This is a genomic window from Sphingobium sp. LMC3-1-1.1, from assembly GCF_040676285.1.
GTDB lineage: Bacteria > Pseudomonadota > Alphaproteobacteria > Sphingomonadales > Sphingomonadaceae > Sphingobium.
In genome coordinates, this window is record NZ_JBEGHQ010000001.1 from 904,165 (window position 1) to 924,555 (window position 20,391).

At 62.9% G+C, this 20,391-nt stretch carries 16 protein-coding genes and 1 tRNA gene; 14 read left to right on the forward strand and 3 right to left on the reverse strand.

Annotated elements, in window-relative coordinates; all coding sequences use genetic code 11:
* The first annotated feature begins 2 nt into the window (after positions 1 to 2).
* From cyoB to MRBLMC3_RS04585, 6 genes are read left to right on the forward strand one after another with little or no spacing between them, the layout of a single operon-like run.
* Positions 3 to 2,006 (forward strand): cytochrome o ubiquinol oxidase subunit I, encoded by a 2,004-nt coding sequence (cyoB, locus tag MRBLMC3_RS04560; RefSeq protein ID WP_363826191.1) that lies wholly within the window; start codon positions 3 to 5, stop codon positions 2,004 to 2,006.
* 5 nt (positions 2,007 to 2,011) lie between these two features.
* Positions 2,012 to 2,635: a cytochrome o ubiquinol oxidase subunit III gene (cyoC, locus tag MRBLMC3_RS04565; RefSeq protein WP_133652200.1), complete on the forward strand. Its 624-nt coding sequence runs from the start codon at positions 2,012 to 2,014 to the stop codon at positions 2,633 to 2,635.
* Positions 2,632 to 3,069, forward strand: coding sequence for a cytochrome o ubiquinol oxidase subunit IV (gene cyoD, locus MRBLMC3_RS04570; protein WP_363734608.1), 438 nt, complete (start codon positions 2,632 to 2,634; stop codon positions 3,067 to 3,069). Before cyoC ends, cyoD begins: the two co-directional genes overlap by 4 nt.
* Complete coding sequence (locus MRBLMC3_RS04575) at positions 3,066 to 3,791, forward strand: SURF1 family protein (RefSeq protein ID WP_363826194.1); 726 nt, start codon at positions 3,066 to 3,068, stop codon at positions 3,789 to 3,791. Before cyoD ends, MRBLMC3_RS04575 begins: the two co-directional genes overlap by 4 nt.
* Positions 3,788 to 5,110 (forward strand): ATP-binding protein, encoded by a 1,323-nt coding sequence (locus MRBLMC3_RS04580; protein ID WP_363826196.1) that lies wholly within the window; start codon positions 3,788 to 3,790, stop codon positions 5,108 to 5,110. The genes MRBLMC3_RS04575 and MRBLMC3_RS04580 overlap by 4 nt, the downstream gene beginning before the upstream one ends.
* The gene (locus tag MRBLMC3_RS04585) at positions 5,107 to 5,637 is read left to right on the forward strand and encodes a response regulator transcription factor (RefSeq protein ID WP_133652204.1); all 531 of its coding nucleotides are present in this window, start codon (positions 5,107 to 5,109) and stop codon (positions 5,635 to 5,637) included. The genes MRBLMC3_RS04580 and MRBLMC3_RS04585 overlap by 4 nt, the downstream gene beginning before the upstream one ends.
* An 84-nt stretch (positions 5,638 to 5,721) precedes the next feature.
* On the opposite strand, the gene MRBLMC3_RS04590 is transcribed toward MRBLMC3_RS04585, so the two are convergent.
* Positions 5,722 to 7,056, reverse strand: coding sequence for a DEAD/DEAH box helicase (locus MRBLMC3_RS04590; protein WP_363826199.1), 1,335 nt, complete (start codon positions 7,054 to 7,056; stop codon positions 5,722 to 5,724).
* 110 nt (positions 7,057 to 7,166) lie between these two features.
* Positions 7,167 to 7,601 (reverse strand): hypothetical protein, encoded by a 435-nt coding sequence (locus tag MRBLMC3_RS04595; protein ID WP_363754789.1) that lies wholly within the window; start codon positions 7,599 to 7,601, stop codon positions 7,167 to 7,169.
* Positions 7,602 to 7,679: 78 nt separating this feature from the next.
* Between MRBLMC3_RS04595 and MRBLMC3_RS04600 the strand changes: the two genes are divergently transcribed.
* The 6 genes from MRBLMC3_RS04600 (at position 7,680) to MRBLMC3_RS04625 (ending at position 15,370) form a co-directional block, all read left to right on the forward strand.
* The gene (locus tag MRBLMC3_RS04600) at positions 7,680 to 9,119 is read left to right on the forward strand and encodes an FAD-binding oxidoreductase (protein ID WP_363826202.1); all 1,440 of its coding nucleotides are present in this window, start codon (positions 7,680 to 7,682) and stop codon (positions 9,117 to 9,119) included.
* A 139-nt stretch (positions 9,120 to 9,258) separates the two neighbouring features.
* Positions 9,259 to 10,047, forward strand: a complete 789-nt coding sequence (locus MRBLMC3_RS04605) for a SapC family protein (protein ID WP_363754793.1) — start codon at positions 9,259 to 9,261, stop codon at positions 10,045 to 10,047.
* A gap of 290 nt (positions 10,048 to 10,337) precedes the next feature.
* Positions 10,338 to 10,412 (forward strand) — tRNA-Glu (locus tag MRBLMC3_RS04610).
* A gap of 147 nt (positions 10,413 to 10,559) precedes the next feature.
* On the forward strand, positions 10,560 to 10,919 hold the full coding sequence (locus MRBLMC3_RS04615; RefSeq protein WP_363735366.1) for an Arm DNA-binding domain-containing protein: 360 nt from the start codon (positions 10,560 to 10,562) through the stop codon (positions 10,917 to 10,919).
* 257 nt (positions 10,920 to 11,176) lie between these two features.
* Complete coding sequence (locus MRBLMC3_RS04620) at positions 11,177 to 14,107, forward strand: TIM-barrel domain-containing protein (RefSeq protein ID WP_363826205.1); 2,931 nt, start codon at positions 11,177 to 11,179, stop codon at positions 14,105 to 14,107.
* A 33-nt stretch (positions 14,108 to 14,140) separates the two neighbouring features.
* Positions 14,141 to 15,370 (forward strand): glycoside hydrolase family 27 protein, encoded by a 1,230-nt coding sequence (locus MRBLMC3_RS04625; RefSeq protein WP_363826208.1) that lies wholly within the window; start codon positions 14,141 to 14,143, stop codon positions 15,368 to 15,370.
* Between the two features lie 40 nt (positions 15,371 to 15,410).
* On the opposite strand, the gene MRBLMC3_RS04630 is transcribed toward MRBLMC3_RS04625, so the two are convergent.
* Positions 15,411 to 16,088, reverse strand: a complete 678-nt coding sequence (locus MRBLMC3_RS04630) for a polysaccharide deacetylase family protein (protein ID WP_363826211.1) — start codon at positions 16,086 to 16,088, stop codon at positions 15,411 to 15,413.
* Positions 16,089 to 16,402: 314 nt separating this feature from the next.
* Between MRBLMC3_RS04630 and MRBLMC3_RS04635 the strand changes: the two genes are divergently transcribed.
* Positions 16,403 to 17,356 carry an alpha/beta hydrolase gene (locus tag MRBLMC3_RS04635; RefSeq protein WP_363826644.1) on the forward strand — a complete coding sequence of 318 codons (954 nt, stop codon included), beginning with the start codon at positions 16,403 to 16,405 and terminating at the stop codon, positions 17,354 to 17,356.
* Between the two features lie 53 nt (positions 17,357 to 17,409).
* The gene (galA, locus tag MRBLMC3_RS04640; RefSeq protein ID WP_363826213.1) at positions 17,410 to 20,304 is read left to right on the forward strand and encodes a beta-galactosidase GalA; all 2,895 of its coding nucleotides are present in this window, start codon (positions 17,410 to 17,412) and stop codon (positions 20,302 to 20,304) included.
* Positions 20,305 to 20,391 lie beyond the last annotated feature (87 nt).

A 20,391-nucleotide genomic window follows, 5' to 3' on the forward strand; every position in this document is an offset into this window, starting at 1 on the left:
CCATGACTGGCACAATGACAACAGCACAGATGATCTTCGGTCGTCTGACATGGGACAGCTTCCCATGGCATGAGCCCATCGTCGTCGCGACTTTCGTCGCGGTGGTGCTGGGCGGCGCGGCGCTGATCGCGGCGCTCACCTATTTCAGGCTCTGGGGCTATCTCTGGAAGGAATGGTTCACCAGCGTCGATCACAAGAAGATCGGCATCATGTACATGGTGCTGGGCCTCGTCATGTTCCTGCGCGGCTTTGCCGACGCGATCATGATGCGCATCCAGCAGGCATGGGCCTTCAATGGCTCCGAAGGCTATCTGAACGCCCATCACTACGACCAGGTGTTCACCGCCCACGGTGTGATCATGATCTTCTTCGTGGCGATGCCGTTCATCACCGGCCTCATGAACTATATCGTCCCGCTTCAGATCGGCGCGCGCGACGTCAGCTTCCCCTTCCTCAACAATTTTTCCTTCTGGATGACGACAGGCGGCGCGGTGCTGGTCATGATGTCGCTGTTCCTGGGCGAATTCGCGCAGACCGGCTGGCTTGCCTATCCGCCGCTGTCGGGCATCGCATACAGTCCGGCGACCGGCGTCGACTATTATATCTGGGCGCTGCAGGTGGCGGGCGTCGGCACGACATTATCGGGCATCAACCTGATCGCGACCATCGTCAAGATGCGCGCGCCGGGCATGTCGCTCATGAAGATGCCGGTGTTCACCTGGACCTCGCTCTGCGCCAACGTCCTGATCGTCGCCTCCTTCCCGATCCTGACCGCCACGCTCGTCCTGCTATCGCTGGACCGCTATGCCGGCACCGCCTTCTTCACCAATGATTTTGGCGGCAATCCGATGATGTACGTCAACCTCATCTGGATCTGGGGCCATCCGGAAGTCTACATCCTCATCCTGCCGCTGTTCGGCGTCTTCTCCGAAGTGGTCTCGACCTTCTGCGGCAAGCGGCTCTTCGGCTACACCTCCATGGTCTATGCGACCTGCACTATCATGGTGCTGTCCTATCTGGTGTGGCTGCACCACTTCTTCACCATGGGTTCGGGTGCCAGCGTCAACAGCTTCTTCGGCATCACGACGATGATCATCTCGATCCCGACGGGCGCCAAGCTGTTCAACTGGCTGTTCACCATGTACCGCGGCAAGATCCGTTTCGAACTGCCGATGATGTGGGCCGTCGCATTCATGCTGACCTTCACGGTCGGCGGCATGACCGGCGTGTTGCTGGCGGTCCCACCTGCGGACTTCGTGCTCCACAACTCGCTGTTCCTGATCGCGCATTTCCACAATGTGATCATCGGCGGCGTGTTGTTCGGCCTGTTCGCGGCGATCAACTACTGGTGGCCCAAGGCCTTCGGGTTCAAGTTGAACGTCTTCTGGGGCAAGGTCAGCTTCTGGTGCTGGAACATCGGCTTCTGGCTGGCTTTCGGCCCGCTTTACGTGCTGGGCCTGATGGGCGTCACGCGCCGTCTGCGCGTGCTGGATGACCCCTCGCTGCAGCCCTGGTTCGTCATCGCCGCGATCGGCGCCGGCATCATCGCGATGGGCATCGGCGCCATGCTGATCCAGTTCGCCGTGTCCATCTGGAAACGCGAGGAGCTTCGCGATCCGACCGGCGATCCCTGGGACGGCCGTACCCTTGAATGGGCGACCAGCTCACCCCCGCCGGAGTATAATTTCGCCTTCACGCCCGTCGTGTATGACGGCGACACATGGGCGGACATGAAGAAGAACGGCTATCAGCGCCCGCTGAGCGGCTACAAGCCGATCCACATGCCGAGCAGCACGGGTGCAGGCGTGATCCTGGCGGGGCTGGCGACGCTGTGCGGCTTCGCCCTCATCTGGTACATCTGGTGGCTCGCGGCACTGAGTTTCATCGGGATCGTCGCGGTCGCCATCGGCCACACCTTCAACTACAAGCGCGACTTCTACATCCCGGCGGAGGATGTGACGCGCACCGAGGAAGAGCGCACGCAAATCCTCGCGGCGGGAGTCTGACACGCATGAGCAGCGCCACTGCAACGATGGAACCCCGGGCCTATCACCTGCCTGAGGAACCGCACCTCCATGAAGGCCACAGCACCATGCTGGGCTTCTGGATGTATCTGATGAGCGACTGTCTCATCTTCGCCATCCTCTTCGCCACCTATGCGGTGCTGGGCGGCAGCTTTGCCGGCGGACCGGGACCAAAGGACCTGTTCGACCTTCCGCTCGTCGCGCTCAACACCGCGATGCTGCTCTTTTCCTCGATCACATACGGCTTTGCCATGCTGGCCATGGAGAAGAACCGGGTCAGCGCGACGCAGGGCTGGCTGTTCGTCACGCTGCTGTTCGGCGGGGCGTTCCTGTTCATCGAACTCTACGAATTCTCGCACCTCATTCATGAGGGCGCGGGGCCGTGGCGTTCGGCGTTCCTGTCCTCCTTCTTCACGCTGGTCGGCACCCACGGACTGCACGTCACCTTCGGTTCGGTCTGGCTGATCACGCTGATGGTTCAGGTCGCGAAGAAGGGCCTGATCCCGGCCAACAAGCGGCGGCTGATGTGCCTGTCGATGTTCTGGCACTTTCTCGACGTCATCTGGATCGGCGTCTTCACCTTTGTCTATCTGATGGGAGTGCTCCGGTGAACGACGCCGTCCATCCGCACGGTGGCCATGACCACCATCATGACGATCATCATGACGCCCATTCGCACGGCAGCATCGGCAGCTACATGATCGGGTTCGGCCTGTCGGTGATCCTGACGGCCATTCCATTCTGGCTGGTGATGAGCGGCGCGCTGCACGATCCGCAACTGACCGGCATCGTCATCATGGGCTTCGCCGCGGTACAGGTCGTCGTCCACATGATCTACTTCCTGCACATGAACACCCGCGTCGAAGGGGGCTGGTCGTTCATGGCCATGATGTTGACCGTGGTGCTGGTCGTCATCGTCCTCTCGGGATCCTTGTGGGTCATGTATCATCTGAACGCGAACATGATGCCACATGCGCAGATGGAGATGGACATGGGTCCGACTCAGGAAATGCGCGTCATGCAGAATATGAGCGAGATGCCGTGACAACGGCCCAAGACGGGGAGCGCTCCAGGCGCTCCCCGGCCTTTCTGATCGGCCTGACGCTGATCGCCCTTTTCTTTTTTGCAGGATTTTGTGCCCTCGGCGCCTGGCAGGTTCAGCGCCTCGCCTGGAAGCGTGACCTGATCGCCCGTGTCGACGCGCGCATTCATGCCCCCGCCATCCCCGCTCCCCGCACGGCCGCAAGGGTCGACGAATATCGCCGGGTACGGATTTCCGGCCACTTCGTGCACGACAGCGTTGCCCTGGTGCAGGCCGTCACGGTGCGGGGGGCGGGTTTCTGGGTGTTGACGCCCCTCATCACCGATGAGGGGTTCACGGTCATCATCAATCGTGGATTCGTGCCGCCCGACCGCCGACGCGACTATATGCGTCCTTCGGGAGAAGTGACGGTTTCCGGCCTGCTGCGGCTCAGCGAGCCGGGCGGCGGTTTCCTGCGCTCCAACGACCCGGCAAGCGACCGCTGGTTTTCCCGCGACGTCGCGGCCATCGCTGCGGCACGCGGGATCAGGGGACCATTGGCCAATTATTTCATCGACGCCGATGCCGCCGCCGATCCCGACGCCTTCCCTGTCGGCGGCCTGACCGTCGTCGCATTTCCGAACAATCATCTGCAATATGCGATCACATGGTTCGCGCTGGCGGCGATGGTCGCGGGCGCGTACATCTTCGTTATGCGCCAGGAGCGAAAAGACCGTCGGGAATGAACCGGAACCTGCCGATCAGCACCCTCTGGCAGCCCAGCCAGTGGCCCGCCCACGCGGCGGGTCGCAAGAATCTGGCGCTGCTGGTGCAATTGCGGTGGCTGGCTATTGCGGGGCAGTTGATCACCATCCTCGCCGTGCATTTTGTCATGGACATCCGCCTGCCGATCGCACCGATGCTGCTGATCGCCGGCATGGCGATATTGATGAATGGCCTCAGTTTCGGCGCGCTGCGCAAGCGGACGGACGTTTCCCACGCAGAACTGTTCCTGTCGCTGCTGTTCGACGTGCTGCTGCTGACGGCGCAGCTCTATCTTTCGGGGGGCGCGACCAACCCGTTCATCTCGCTTTATCTGGTGCAGGTAGCACTGGGCGCGGTGCTGCTGGACCGCTGGAGCATCTGGGGCATCGTCTTCGTATCGGCACTATGCGCGGGGCTGCTGGCGCTGCACTATCGGCCGCTTGACCTGCACGGCGCGCTGGAAGGGCATTTGTTCGACCTGCATATCGTCGGCACCTGGGTCTGTTTGACCATGATCGCAGTGCTGCTGGTGCTCTTCGTGCTGCCGGTAACCCGCAATCTCCAGGCGCGGGACGCCTATCTCGCCAGGCTGAGACAACAGGCGGCGGAGGAGGAGCATATCGTTCGCATGGGCCTGCTTGCATCCGGCGCGGCGCATGAGCTGGGCACCCCCCTCTCCCAGCTTGCGGTCGTGCTGGGCGACTGGAAGCATATGCCGGAGATCACGGTCCATCCCTCGCTGATCGAAGAGGTCGAGGAAATGCAGGCGGCGGTCCAGCGCTGCAAGGAAATCGTTACGGGCATACTCCTTTCCTCGGGCGAGGCGCGGGGCGAGGCGCCGGCGGTGACCAATGTGCCCGATTTCATCGAAGGCATCGCCACGGAATGGCGCAGGGCCAATCCCGGCATGCCCCTGCGCTGCGATTTCGGACCGCATGACTATCCGCGGATCATCGCTGATCCGGTGATCCGCCAGGCCATCGGCAACCTGCTTGACAATGCGCGGGAAGCTGGGGCGAGCTATATCGACCTGCTGATCGGACGGGACAGCAGCTCGCTCAATATCGCGGTGCGCGACAATGGCGGCGGCTTTTCCGACGCCATGCTGGAAGATTTCGGCAAACCCTATCGGTCGAGCAAGGGCAAGCAGGGCCATGGCCTGGGCCTCTTCCTTGTGGTCAATGTCGTACGCAAGCTCGGCGGAAGCGTCAGCGCGAGCAACGGCGCGGATGGCGGTGCACTCATCCTGCTGCGGCTGCCGCTAGGTACAGTGGCGCTGGAGGAGGAGACGGCACCATGACGGATCGCCTGCTGGTGATTGTCGAAGATGATGCGGCGTTCGCCAAGACTCTGAAACGTTCCTTCGAACGGCGGGGCTATGGCGTGCTGACGGCGGACAGCCATGCGGCGCTGGAAACGATATTGGCTGGCAGCAGACCTGGCTTCGCGGTGGTTGACCTGAAGCTGGGCGCGGAGTCCGGCCTCCTATGCGTGCAGACATTGCATGCCCATGATCCGGCGATGGTGATTGTTGTACTGACGGGCTTTGCCAGCATCGCGACGGCGGTAGAGGCGATCAAGCTGGGCGCGTCCAACTATCTCGCCAAACCCTCCAACACCGACGATATAGAGGCGGCCTTCGCCCGCTCTGCCGGCGATCCATCCACACCGCTGGCGCCGCGCCCGACATCGATCAAGACGCTGGAATGGGAACATATCCACGAAGTCTTGAAGGACAGCGACTTCAATATCTCCGAAGCGGCAAGGCGCCTGGGTATGCATCGGCGAACGCTGGCAAGGAAGCTGGCGAAACGCCAAGTGGGTTAAAGGGGCCTGCTAAAATACCCGTCGATGGGCCGAGATCCGCAGATGAAAGCAGTATGCAGTTCGAGCCAGCCCGCAATGGCGCCCTTAAATGCCGAATCCCACTGAAAGAAATTCCGGGACCGGTCCGTTCCAGCCCTCGTCGGGGCCATCGTCCACGGGTTCGGGCCGCCGCGGCCGGGCGCCATTATCGACAGACCTTGCGGCACGCGGTTCCTCCCGACGGTCGTCGCGGCGCTTGTCTGGCCTGCGATCCTTTTCGGGACGGCGCGGCTCTTCCTTCGCCTTTGCGGCAGGAGCAGCGGCGGCAGGCGCGTCGATCGTCTCGATCTTCTGCTTGATCAGCTTCTGGATGTTGTCGATCGCCTCTGCATCATCCGACGTCACGAAGGTGTAGGCGACGCCCTTCGCCCCCGCACGCCCGGTGCGTCCGATGCGGTGGACATAATCGTCCGGATGCCAGGGCGCATCGAAGTTGAACACATGGCTCACGCCCTTGATGTCCAGCCCGCGGGCCGCCACGTCCGACGCCACCAGGATGTTGACTGTCCCGGCCCGGAATCGCTCCAGTTCAGCGATGCGCGCCGACTGGTCGATGTCGCCATGGATCTCGCCCGATTTGTAGCCGTGGCGCTGAAGGCTCTTGTTGAGTTCCCGCACAGTCGTCTTCCGGTTGCAGAAGATCACCGCGCTCAGCACGTCCTCTGCATCCAGCATCGCGCGCAGGGCCTCGCGCTTCTTGCGCGAATCCACCTTCACCAGCCGCTGGGTGATGTTGGTGGAGGCGGTGGCGGGCCGCGCCACCTCAATCGACTTGGGATTGCTGAGGAAGCGATCGGCCAGCTTCTTGATCGGCGCCGGCATTGTCGCGGAAAACAGCAGCGTCTGCCGCTGCGCCGGCAGCTTGGTACAGATTTCCTCGATATCGGGAATGAAGCCCATGTCGAGCATCCGGTCGGCTTCGTCGATCACCAGCATGCTGCAACCGTTGAGCAGGATCTTGCCGCGCTGGAACAGGTCCATCAGGCGGCCGGGCGTCGCGATCAGGACATCCACGCCCTTTTCCAGCGCCTTGACCTGGTCCCCCATCTGCACGCCGCCGATCAGCAGCGCCATGGAGAGCTTGTGATATTTGCCGTATTTCTCGAAATTCTCCGCCACCTGTGCCGCGAGTTCCCGCGTCGGCTCCAGGATCAACGATCGCGGCATCAGCGCCCGGGCACGGCCATGGGCAAGGATGTCGATCATCGGCAGCACGAAACTGGCCGTCTTGCCCGTCCCCGTCTGCGCGATGCCGATGATGTCCTTCATCATCAGCACGGGAGGGATCGCTTGGGCCTGGATGGGCGTGGGCGTGTCATATCCGGCCTCAATAACGGCCTTCAATAATTCGTCGGAAAGGCCGAGATCGGCAAAGGTCATTCAGGGGTCCGGGACAGGAGGCTCTCCACCCGCGCGAAAAGCGCAGGGGAAATCGGGCGCGCCTTGCGAAAATATCGGCCTCTTGTCAAGAAAATCGCGAAGATATGGCGTTAATCGTCGGGATCGGCCTGCTCCAGCCTGCGGAAACTGTCGATCGCGCAACTCGCTCCGCTACGCGCCTGCAACTCGTCCCGTCCGGAACAGAGCGAGCCGTCCTCATCGGGCTCGACATAGAAGCCGGAATAGAAACCCATGCTGTTGCACCCCCGCTCCAGCCTTGCGCGATAGCGGTGGTTGTCCGCCAGCAGGAGGTCTATGGCGTTGTCCATCAATATGCTTGCCGACCGAATCGAGCGCAGCGCGATGCACCGCGGCCCCTTCTTCTCCTTCCAGTCGTTCCTCGCCTGCGGCGCGGGACGAGCGGGCGCCCTGCCCCTCTTCGCCATCGGCACGCGGATGATGACGCGTTGCTCGATCGTCAGTTGCGCCCATTGCACGGGCTCGGCGGCCGGCGCCGTCAACAGCAGCAGGACAGAATGAAACAAGTCGAACCCCTTTTGGGACGGAGACGCTATGTGCCAGAGGTTGAACCGCCGATGAATTCCAAGGCATAGGACGGTCCCATGATAGGACAAGATGTTATCGCGCAATTCACGACCCTGTTGGGGGAAAAGCGTGTCGTGACCGATGCGGACGATATCGCCCCATGGCTCAGCGACTGGCGCGGTCGCTATCATGGCGCAGCGGCCGCCATTCTTCAGCCTGAAACGACACGGCAGGTCGCGGCCGCCGTCCAGCTTGCCGTCAATCTTTCCGTGCCCCTTGTCCCGCAAGGCGGCAACACTTCCATGGTGGGCGGCGCCACGCCTCCGCCGGACGGTTCCGCCCTGGTCCTGTCGCTGCGCCGGATGAACCATATCCGCAGCCTGTCCCCGCAAGACAATCTGGCTGTCTGCGAAGCGGGCGTCATCCTCTCGAACCTCCACGATGCCGCCGCCGCGGCTGGTCGCCGCTTTCCCCTGAGCCTTGGGGCCAAGGGTTCGGCCACGATCGGCGGCCTCATTTCCACCAACGCCGGCGGCACGCAGGTGCTGCGCCACGGCACCATGCGCGCTCTGGTGGAAGGATTGGAGGCTGTCCTGCCTGACGGCAGCATCTTCCATGGCCTGGACGCGCTCAAGAAGGACAATCGCGGCTATGACATCAAGCAATTGCTGATCGGCGCCGAGGGGACCCTGGGGATCATCACTGCCGCTTCGCTGCGCCTCGTGCCCGCGATCGCCGCGCGCGCCGTAGCCTGGATCGGAGTCCCCTCGCCCACCGACGCGCTGGCTCTGCTCCGGCTATGCGAAGCGCATCTGGGCGACAGCGTCGAGGGGTTCGAGGTGATTGCCGACGATGGACTGGGCCATGTCCTCTCGCACATTCCCGGCACCCGTTGCCCGATCGCGACGCGCACGCCCTGGCATGTATTGATCGAGATAGACCATGGCGATCTGCGTGATCCCGGCCCGGCCGAACGATTGGAAGGCGCTCTGGCCACCGCGCTGGAACAGGGCATTGCCGTCGATGCAGCGATTGCCGCCAATGAAGCGCAGGCGGACGCCTTCTGGCGTATTCGCGAATCGCTATCGGAATCGGAGCGGGCGCAGGGACCGGCACTTCAATATGACATCAGTGTCCCGGTCGCCCGCATGCCTGCCTTCATGGTGGATGCGGCGGCGGCGGCGGAAAGGGCTTTTCCGGGCACGACAGCTTCCTCTTTCGGGCATCTGGGCGATGGCAACATCCATTTCCACGTCCGCGCGCCAAGGGGCACGACCGACGGGTCGGCCTGGATCGCGGCTCAGGGGCTGGCGATCAACGCTTTCGTCCACGACGCGGTCGTCGCCGCGGGCGGCTCCATATCCGCCGAGCACGGCATCGGCCAGATGAAGCGCGCGGAACTGGGCCGCCTTGCCAGTCCCGCGCGCCTGCACGCGCTACGGGCGATCAAGGCTGCTTTCGACCCGCAGGGCATCATGAACCCGGACAAGCTGATCCCTCGACCGGACGAAGGCTGAAGACGCCTCCGCCGGAGCACGGGGCATCGACAAAGCGATTGCCTCCCACGCTCAACGGCTTTATCCCACTCGGCCCAGTATCAAGCTCGCGGCGCAAGGAAATATGCGCCGCTTTTTGTTGGAAATGGACTAGCACATCATGGCAAGCGCGCCCGCGAACGGTCTTCCCGTCTTCTACAACGACCTCATTCCGCTGAGCAGCGTCGATCACGTCGCCTGGCGCAGCCGCACGGTCGATTCGGCGCCGTTCCTGACGACGCAGCATGCCATCCCGCTGACTGTCGACGAATTTGTCGCCGCCCAACGCTTCGTGCCAATCATTTTTTCCGCCGGTGACGAGTCGATTCCACTGGCGCTGATGGGCCTCAGCGAAGGCGTCAACACCTTCCTCGACGACGAAGGCAAGCTGCGCGGACCGGCCTATGTGCCCGCTTATGTCCGCCGCTATCCCTGGATGCTGGCAAAGCTGCGTCCCGACAGCGACGAACTCTCGCTCTGCTTCGATCCGACGAGCGACGCGCTGGGCACATTCGAGGAGGGCCAGCCCCTATTCGAAGACGGCAAGCCCAGCGAACTCACACAGGGCGTGCTGAAATTCTGCGAGGATTTCGAGCAAGCTGCGGCGCGCACCGGTCAGTTCATTAAGGACCTCAAGGATCTCGACCTGCTAATGGACGGCGAAGTCGCCATTCAGGTGCCCGGCAATGAGCAGCCCTTCGTTTATCGCGGTTTTCGCATGGTAAACGAGGAAAAGCTGCGCGACATGCGGGGCGACCAGCTTCGCAAGATCAGTCAGAACGGTATGTTGCCGCTGATCTATGCGCACCTCTTTTCGCTTCAGCTCATGCGTGAACTGTTCGAGGCGCAGGTCGCGCAGGGGAAGGGCCCGATTGCCGTGCCCTCCGCGCCGGAAGCAGCGAACGCTTAAGCAAATTACGCATTTGTGACAGATATTTAAGGAAAAAGGTTGCACGGTGCCACTTGAAACACCGCGCGACTTTCTCTATTTACTGAACATACGGCGCACCTGCCCCCCTTTCGGGTGTGTCGTATGGGCGCCTCCCCCTTTGGAGGCGTCTCCTCCCTGAACCTTGGCCACCCCGTGCGAATCGCATGGGGTGGTTTTTTATGTGCCGCAATAAGGCGTGCGAGTTTCCCTTGACGACGTCGGCACGCGATCCTAAACGCGGCACCTCACTCGCTGCCTGAGCGGCTTGTGGCCCCTTCGTCTAGCGGTCAGGACGCGGCCCTCTCACGGCTGAAACACGGGTTCGATTCCCGTAGGGGTCACCATATTCCCTTCTCGGAAGGTGCCATTGCGTCTCGTAAATGGCTGTTCATGCGGGGGTTTCTGTGACATACTCCGATCATACGGAGTAGCTGGATATCACCGCATACCAATAATCCGATGGTACATTTGACGGTGTCCACCGCTCCTTGATGGGGAGACACCATCATAGCGCTTTCGGCGGTGCTATCAAAGCCGCCAAGGGGCGTGACAAGCTCACCGACGGCGACGGGTTGTTCCTCTATGTGACGCCCAAGGGTGGGCGCTACTGGCGGATGAACTACCGCTATCTCGGCAAGCAGAAGACCCTCGCCTTCGGCGTGTGGCCTGACACGGGGGCCCGCGATGCACGCGAACGACGCGACGCCGCCCGCAAGCTGCTGACGCGAGGAGAACGCCCGGCCGAGCGGGTCAAGTTGGACCGGATCGCGGCGACGGTGGCGGCGTCCAACAACTTCAAGGCGGTCGCTTACGAATGGCTGGCCCACGCCGAACGAGGCCATTCGGGGTGAACTGACCTTAGCCGAGTTGGCGGCGAAGCACGGCATTCACCACAGGATGATCGGGGCGTGGATACCCCCCGCCATGCGCATCCTTTAAGCCGTTCAGGGCGTGTTTGCGATCGCTTCGAACGCCTGGCCGAAAGAGACCGGATGTCCCGCGCCAGCCTATATTGATCGACGACGATATGGGGGAGATCGCGTGATGCTTGAATAACGTCTCGCGACGTGGCACAGGCGATCTACTCAGACAATTTCCGAGGGCGAGGATGAACATCATACCCTATTTCGGCCCTGCGGCCTTGGCGTTGACAGCGCTTCAAGCGGTGCCCGCCATGGCAGATACGCCCCGCAGCGGGCTTTCCGCGACCGGCCAGATTGCGGACTCCGTCGTTTCTGCCCAGCCGGGTTTTCGGTTCGTCCGACTGACGAACGGTGTGCAATATCAGCTCGACGGGACCGTGAAGACGGTGCTGTTCTATGCCCCCGACATTGTCCGCGTGAACGCCAGCCTGGGACATTCCTACTGGAACCAGCCCAGTCTCGTCGTACTCGGCCCGCCCGCAACAACAGGATTTTCGATCAAGGAAACTGCCGCCGCGCTGACGATGAGCGGCCAAAAGCTGCGCGTGATGATCGACAAGAGCGATGGCGCCATCAGCTTCTTCGATGCCTCCGGCAAACTGCTGACGCGGGAAAAGGCCGGCGCGCCGCAGTCAGTGAGCCCCAGGACCATTTCCGGCGCACCGACCTATGAAGTGGAGAACCGCTTCACGCTGAAGCCCGATGAGGCGATTTACGGGTTCGGTTTCACCGACGATGAACAGGTCAACCGGCGGGGCAAGGACCTGCTGCTGGTCCAGACCAATATCGGCATCATCATTCCGGTCATGATGTCGACAGAAGGCTATGGCGTTTTGTGGGACACCTATTCGCAGATGCGCTTTTCCGACGGTGCCGACGGCGCGAAGCTGTGGGCCGAGGACGCGCCAGGCGGCGTCGATTATTATCTGATGGCGGGCGGCAACATGGATGCGGTGGTCGGCGCCTATCGCCGCCTGACCGGGAAGGCTCCGATGTATCCCAAGCAGGCTTTCGGCCTGTTCATGTCGAAGGAACGCTATCCCACCCAGGACCGGCTGATCGAAGTGGCGCGCAACTTTCGACGCGAGGGGTTCCCGCTCGACTACATCGTCCAGGACTGGCAATATTGGGGCAGTGACAAGGATGGCAGCTGGTCGGGCATGATCTGGGATCGCGAGCGCTATCCCGATCCGCAGGCGATGACCAAGACGTTGCACGACCTCAACCTGAAGCTGATGATCTCCATCTGGCCATCGGTGGGCAACGACACCGCCCTGGCCCATGAACTCGACCAGTCGGGCCTGCGCTTCGCCCCGCTGCACTGGATATCCAAGAAGGCGCGGGTCTACGACGCCTACAGCGCCAAGGGCCGCGAGATCTATTTCAAATATGTGAAGTCGGGTCTGCTCGACAAGGGCGTGGATGCGCTGTGGATGGACGGCACCGAGGTCGAGGTGACATCGGCGATGTGGGATCCCCAGGAGAATGTGCGGGATATCAAGGCACTTGGCCGCAACGCGATGGGAGATTTTTCGCGCTACCTGAACCCCTACACATTGCTGACGACCGAGGGGGTGTATGACGGCCAGCGCGCGACGAGCAACAAGCGCGTGCTTACGCTGACCCGGTCCGCCTGGGCAGGCGCGCAACGGACGGGCGCCTCATCCTGGTCGGGCGACACGATCGCGAGTTGGGCAACGTTCAGGAAGCAGATCGCGGGCGGCGTCAACGTGACGGTTACCGGCAACCCTTACTGGACGCAGGATACCGGCGGCTTCTTCGTGGACGACTTTCCCGGCGGGGAGAATAATCCGGCCTATCGCGAACTGTTCGCCCGATGGTTCCAATATGCGGCGTTCAATCCGCTGATGCGGGTCCACGGCACCAGCATCGAGCGCGAGCCCTATATCTTCAAGGACAAGGATCCGGCGATGTATCAGTCGCTGCTGAACGCCGTCCATCTGCGCTATCGACTGCTGCCGTACATCTACAGCCTGAGCGCGAAGGTCACCTCCGACGGCTATACCCTGATGCGTCCGCTCCAGATGGATTTCGCCGCGGACAAGGCCACCTACGACATCAACGACAGCTTCATGTTCGGTTCGTCAATGCTTGTCCATCCGGTCAGCCGGCCAATGTACAATCTGGTGCAACCGCCGGCTGAAACCGTGCCGGCCACTGTCCTGCGCACGGCCGATGGCCGGCCGGGCCTTTCGGTGCAATATTTCCAGGGCCGCGATCTTGCCACGCCGGCGGGACCGAAGCTGGTCGACACGAAGATGGATTATAACTGGCCGGGACCGCCGCTGGCGGACATGCCGGCCGGGCTGAAATCGCTCAACGACTTTTCGGCGCGCTGGGAGGGGGAACTGATCGCCCCCGAAGAGGGCGAATATGAAATCGGCGTGGCGGGCGACGATGGCTACCGCCTGTTCCTGGACGGCGAGAAGGTCGTCGAGGACTGGAAGGAATCGGGCGCCCGCTATGCCTCGACCAGGCGCACGCTGCACAAGGGGCAACGGGTGGCGGTGCGGATCGAATATTACCAGGCCGGCGGCGGCCGGAGCCTGCGCTTCGGCTGGCGCACGCCGACCGAGCTCAAGGCGCTTGCTGCGGCCACGCCGTCGCACGACCTGAAGATGACGACCTACCTGCCCCAGGGCGGGGATTGGTATGATTTCTGGAACAACCAGCGCCTGCAAGGCGGGCGGACCGTTGAACGCGACGCGTCGCTGGACATTCTGCCGCTCTACGTCAGGGCCGGTTCGATCATCCCCATGGGCCCGGTCGTGCAATATGCCACGGAGAAACCCGACGCACCGCTGGAAATCCGGGTCTATCCCGGCGCCGACGGCACGTTCACGATATACGAAGACGACAACGAGACCTACGCCTATGAACGCGGCCAGTCCGCGCGCTATAAGCTGCGGTGGGATGATGCCCGACGCACGCTGTCGATCGGTGCGCGGCAGGGCAGCTTCCCGGGCATGGTCCGGCAGCGCCAGCTGAACATCGTGGTCATCGGCAACGGGCATGGGGGCGGCATCGCCGCCGCTCCGGCAACGCGCTCCATCAGCTATGACGGCCGCGCCACGGTGCTGCGCTTCGACAACTGACAACCGATCCGTGTTTCAACGGGATGAATGGACATGATCCTAAAGAAGCTGATGGCGACCTTCGGCGGGCTGGCGCTCGCCGCGAGCCCGGCCCTGGCGCAGAAGTTTCCTGATCTGGCCCCTACGCCACCGATGGGATGGAACAGTTGGAACCACCATGGCTGCAACATCGATGAAACCCTGATCCGCAGGACCGCCGACGCCATGGTCGCCAACGGAATGCGCGATGCCGGCTATGTCTATGTGAACATCGACGATTGCTGGCAAGGTGAACGGGACAGGGACGGCTTCATCCAGGCCGACCCTGTGCGTTTCCCCTCCGGCATGAAGGCTCTGGCGGATTATGTCCACGCCCGCGGCCTGAAGTTCGGCCTTTATTCCGACGCGGGAGCGAAGACCTGCGGCGGCCGCCCCGGCAGTCAGGGGCATGAATATCAGGACGCTCTGCAATATGCCCGCTGGGGGGTCGATTATCTGAAATATGACTGGTGCAACACCGGTGCCGGTCCTGATCAGCGCAACCCGCGCGAGGCCTATGCCACGATGCGCGATGCCCTGTACCGCGCCGGTCGCCCGGTGGTTTTCTCGATCTGCGAATGGGGCGACAACAAGCCGTGGGAATGGGCGCAGAATGTCGGCCACCTTTGGCGCACCACCGGCGACATCACCAATTGCTGGTCGTGCCAGGTCAGTCATGGCAGTTGGAGCAGCCTTGGCGTGCTCGAGATTCTCGACAAGCAGGCGGCACTGCGCAAGGCCGCTGGCCCCGGACACTGGAACGACCCCGACATGATGGAGGTCGGCAATCTTCCCAGCCTGCCGGAAAACCGATCGCATTTCGCGCTGTGGGCGATGCTGGCGGCCCCCCTGATCGCGGGAACCGATATTGTCGGGATGAAGCCCGAGATCGCCAAGATCCTGACCAATCCGCGCATCGTCGCCATCGATCAGGACGCACTGGGCATTCAGGGCTTCCCCTGGTTCAAGACGCCGGAAGTCGAAATCTGGGCCCGCCCGCTTTCGGGCGATCGTTGGGCGGTGGCCATTCTCAATCGCACGTCCACGGCGCGTAGCCATGCCATCGACTGGAAGGCGGAGCCATTGGCCGACGACCATTCGCAGCGTTCGGCCAAGCTTGGCGGACGGACGATGCGGATCGTCGATGCCTGGACCGGCGCGGTGCGCGGCGACACTGCGGCTGAACTGAAAGTCACATTGGCGCCGCGCGACACTGCGATATTCATTCTCGAACCGTCCAGCTAGCTCCAAGGACGGCGCTGGACAGGATCTTGCCTATTCTTCCTCAGCGGGCGGCATATTCCATGACCGTCATGAGCGGCGCGACCCATATGGTTTTCGAATTTGCCTTCAGATAGGCGAGTAGCTGCGCATGCGCTTCGGCGTTCACCTTGAGATAATCGCCGCCCACACCGTGAAATCCGATTATCAGCAGCCCCCCTGTGCGCTCGGCCCGGTGGACCGCGGCGATCATGTCGGCGCCGCTGGCCTTTTCATCGAACCAGATGCACGGCAGGTCCATCGGATCCAGTTCCCTTTTGTCCGACGACCCAGCGCTGCGGGTATAGCGGACGAGGCCGCTGGCACGAAGCGCGGGCAGATAGTCCACGCCCCCCGCCAGATGTTGTCCGCAGGGCGTTGCGAGACCGTGCTGGAGCTTGCCGTCGATCGCCGTCAGCATGCTGTTCATCGTGCGGATTTCGGCTATCATCATTTCCACGTCATAGGAGTCGCTGGTGTCGAGCCTGCGCGCGGGGGGATAGCTGGCCTGCGGACAGGCATGGCGAACCGTATGGTTGCCAAGCTCGTGCCCTTCGGCAGCGGCAGCCCGCCATCGTTCGACCTGCTCCGGACGGATCTGGCTGCCGATCAGGAAGAATGTGCCCTTGAGGGCCACCGCATCCAGCGCGGGCAAGGCGATTTCAAGTTGCGAGGCAAGCGAGTCGTCGTAGGTCAGGACCACGGCAGTCTTCCTGCCGCCGGGCCAGGGGCCGGCGTCAACCTGCGCCTGAGCCTGCGCAGCAAAAAGGCACGCGCCTGCCAGAAACGAGCCGACCCGCAAAAGAGCCTTTCCTGTCCGCATTGAAATCCTCCCAACAGATCACTCTCGGCGATAACGAACCTTGTCCGGCCCCAGCGCTACGGAGCGCGTTGACCGCTACGGCGCTTACCTTATACTCATACAAAATTGAACAGCCAGGGAGGAATTATGACCGACACCATCGCCATGACCAATGCCCGAAAGATCGACGCGTGAAGCTGGGCCGCCGTACATTCATGGGCGCCGGCGCTGCCCTTGCAATGGCCCCGACCCTTGCACAGGCCGCCAAGTCCCGCACGTCCGAAGCGGTGGAACTCTGGCCCGACCTGCCCCCCGGGTACAACCCCGCAATACCCGTCGAGCACCGGATCGACGATCAGGCGCGAAATCCAGCCAAACCCGATCGCTGGATACGCGGCATCGCCCGACCGACCATAGAGATATGGCGTCCATCCAGACCAAATGGCGCCGCGGTGCTGCTGGTGCCGGGCGGCTCATATGCTTTCCTGTCCTATGACAATGAAGGCGTCAGCCAGGCGGAATGGCTCAACGCCCTGGGCGTTACCGCTTTCATCCTCTCCTACCGCCTTCCGGGCGAAGGCTGGCATGATCGGGGCCTGGTGCCTTTGCAGGATGCGCAGCGCGCCATGCGCATCATCCGCCACAATGCAAGCCGCTTCGGTATTGATCCAGGCCGCGTCGGCGTGCTGGGTTTTTCCGCCGGCGGTCACCTTGCAGGCTCGCTGGCGACCCGGTTCGACGAGGCCGTCTATGCCCCCGTCGATGCCGCCGACAGGTTGCCGGCGCGACCAGATGTGGCCGGACTGATCTATCCCGTCATCAGCCTCGATTCCGATTTCACCCACGCCGGCTCGCGCGACAACCTTTTGGGCGCGGGGGCGTTCCCCGCAGCTTTGGCCGCGGCCTCCGTCAACCGGCGCGTGACAGCCGATACGCCGCCCGTTTTCCTGCTCAGCACGATCGACGACGACGCCGTTCCCTCGGCGAACAGTCTGGCCATGTATGACGCGATGCGAGCCGCCAGGCGGCCCGTGACGCTACATGTCTTCGAAGCAGGTGGGCATGGTTTCGGCGTCCGCCTGCCCCCCTCCCAGCCAGCCTCCATCTGGCCCAAGCTGTTCACGGCTTTTGCCGCCAGCCACGGCCTGATCCCAGCATCTTCGACATAACCCTGCCCGGAAAAGGCAGGCCAGCCCACAATCGACAAGGGAACTATCGCCCGATGGAACGTCGTGAATTTCTGGCCTCGATCGGCTGCGTGGCTGCCTCGGCCCCGCTCGCGAAGGCCGGTGCGCGGATCCCGGCCGAGCCGGCCGGTCTCCAACTGCCGATGCCGCCCCCGCGCGCCACGATGTCCCTGCCCCCCGAGCCGGAAGAACCCGGACGCCTGCTGCTGGACCGGGCCTGGCAGTTTCACCAGGGCGATATCCCCTTTCCCGCGATAAAAGGCCATGGCTGGAGCTATGCCAATGCCAAGGCGGGTCAGGCTCAGGGCGCCGCAGCGGTCAATTTCGACGATTCGAACTGGCCGCTTGTCAACCTGCCGCACGACTGGGCCGTCGACATGCCGTTCGACCGCGATGCCAACCCTTCGCAAGGCTATCGCCAGCGCGGCTATGCCTGGTACCGGCGGGCGGTGCGGCTCGACCCGGCGGATCGCGGCAAATATCTTGAACTGCAATTTGGCGCAATCGCGACAAATGCCACGATCTGGATCAACGGATCGGTCGCAGCCCACAATTGGAGCGGGTATAATTCCATCTATATCGACCTGACCCCGACCGCGCGTTTCGGCGATGATCTCAATATCATCGCGATCCGGGTCGACGCGGAAAAGATGGAAGGCTGGTGGTATGAAGGGGCGGGCCTTTACCGCCACGCCTGGCTTGCCACGCGACCGCCGGTCCATATCCGGACCGACGGCGTCCATGCCGATCCCCGGCGCGGCATCGATGGCCGATGGACCGTGCCAGTCACCGCTTCGCTGGCCAGCATTCTCAAGACCGAGGCCATGGCGACGCTTAACGCGGTGCTGAGCGATGCCGAGGGTCGCACCGTCGCCAAGGGCACGGTCGAAGCCAAGGTCCCTCCGCTAGGCAGCGCCGAGGCGAAACTCGAACTGGCGGTCCCCTCCCCTCGCCTCTGGTCCGTCGATGATCCCAATCTCTACACCCTGCGGCTTTCCCTTGCGGGTCCGACGGATGTGGAGGACCAGCGCGTGCTGCGGATCGGATTCCGCACCTTCCGTTTCGATGCCGACAAGGGCTTCTTCCTGAATGACCAGCCGCTCAAGATCAAGGGAAGCTGCAATCACCAGGACCATGCCGGGGTCGGGGTCGCGATGCCCGATGCGCTGTGGGAATGGAGGATCCGCAGGCTGAAGGACATGGGTTCCAATGCGATCCGTTGTTCGCACAATGCACCGCCGGTCGAACTGCTCGACGCCTGCGACCGCCTTGGCATGCTAGTAATGGACGAGAACCGCAATTTCAACACCAGCCCGGACTATATCGAACAGTTGCGATGGCTGGTACGGCGCGATCGCAACCGGCCCAGCGTGATCATGTGGTCGGTGTTCAACGAAGAGCCGATGCAGGGCAGCGAGGCCGGATATGAAATGGTCCGCCGGATGGCCAGCGAGGTCAAGGCGCTCGACCCCAGCCGTCCGGTTACCGCGGCCATGAACGCCGGCCTGTTCACACCGCATAATGTCAGCCAGGCGGTCGACGTGGTGGGCTTCAATTACCAGCCCGGCCTGTATGACCGTTTCCATGCGGCGCATCCGGACTTACCGATCACCAGTTCGGAAGACACCAGCGCCTTCATGACGCGCGGCGCCTTCCAGAATGATCCTGACCATCATGTCTTCGCATCCTATGACGATGAGCGTTCCAGCTGGGGCAATACGCATCGCGAGGCATGGAAGGCGGTCGCGACGAGGCCGTTCGTGGCGGGAGCTTTCGTCTGGACCGGCTTCGATTATCGGGGCGAGCCCACCCCCTATGAATGGCCTTCAGCGTCCTCTTTTTTCGGGATCATGGATCTGTGCGGCTTTCCCAAAACCGCATATTGGCTGCACAGGGCCCAATGGGTCGACGACCGGCCGCTGCTCGACCTTGCCCCCCACTGGAACTGGGCCGGGCGCGAAGGCGAGCCGATCACAGTAATAGCCATGACCAATGTCGAACGCGTCGCCCTGTTCCTCAATGCGCGGCCGCTCGGCGAAAAGGTGGTCGATCGCTTCGAAATGCCGCGCTGGCAGGTTCCCTGGGCGCCAGGCCGCCTTGAAGCAGTGGGCTATCGCGGCGGAAGGCGGGTAGCCCACGCCCTTGTCGAGACCACCGGCGCACCCGTTGCCCTGCGCCTTACGCCGGACCGAACCGTCATGGCGGGCGACGGCGAGGATGCGCAGCCGATCACCGTCGATGCGGTCGATGCCCGCGGCCGCCATGTTCCGACGGCGCAACTTCCTGTCCAATTCGCGATCTCGGGCGGCGCGATCATCGGTCTGGGCAATGGCGATCCGAACAGCCACGAGCCCGAAAAGGGCGATAGCCGCAAGTTGTTCAACGGGCTTGCACAGGTCATCGTGCGCGCCGATTCCGGAGCGGGGCCGCTTCGCCTGACTGCCCAGGCGGAGGACCTCAGAACCGGACAGGTGAGCATCGCGCGCGTCGCAACCACCCCGCGCGCACAGGCTGCCCCAACCCCTTCGGTGCAGACGCTTGAAGGCTGGCGGCAATCCCCGGCGTCCCCGGACAAGCCGGATCCGATGCGGAAACCGATAGATTCCGACATGAACAGCTGGCTATGGCTCGGCACGGGCCAGATCGAAGCAGCGCAGGGCGAAGGCAACTGGATCTCGCTGCGCGCCACCTTCGTCGCCCGACGCCGCGTACAGGCCAATGGCGGAATATTGCGCTTCGGCGGGATCGTCGGGCGTGCGGAGATCTGGCTGGACGGGCGCAAGGTCGCGGAGAAGCCTGACTTCGCGGAGGCTCCGCTGGCCGTGGCAGTGCCCGCCAGCAGCGAGGAACATGTCGTCACGCTGCTGGTAGAAAGCCGACCGGGCCTGATAGGCGGCCTGTCGCAACCGGCGACAGTTGGCGCGCGATGATGCCGCCTGCGCGGTGGCGGACTTGGAATATTTTCAAGGTGACCGTTTACGGTCAACGGCTTCGAAAATTTGGCACCAGAAGGCCAG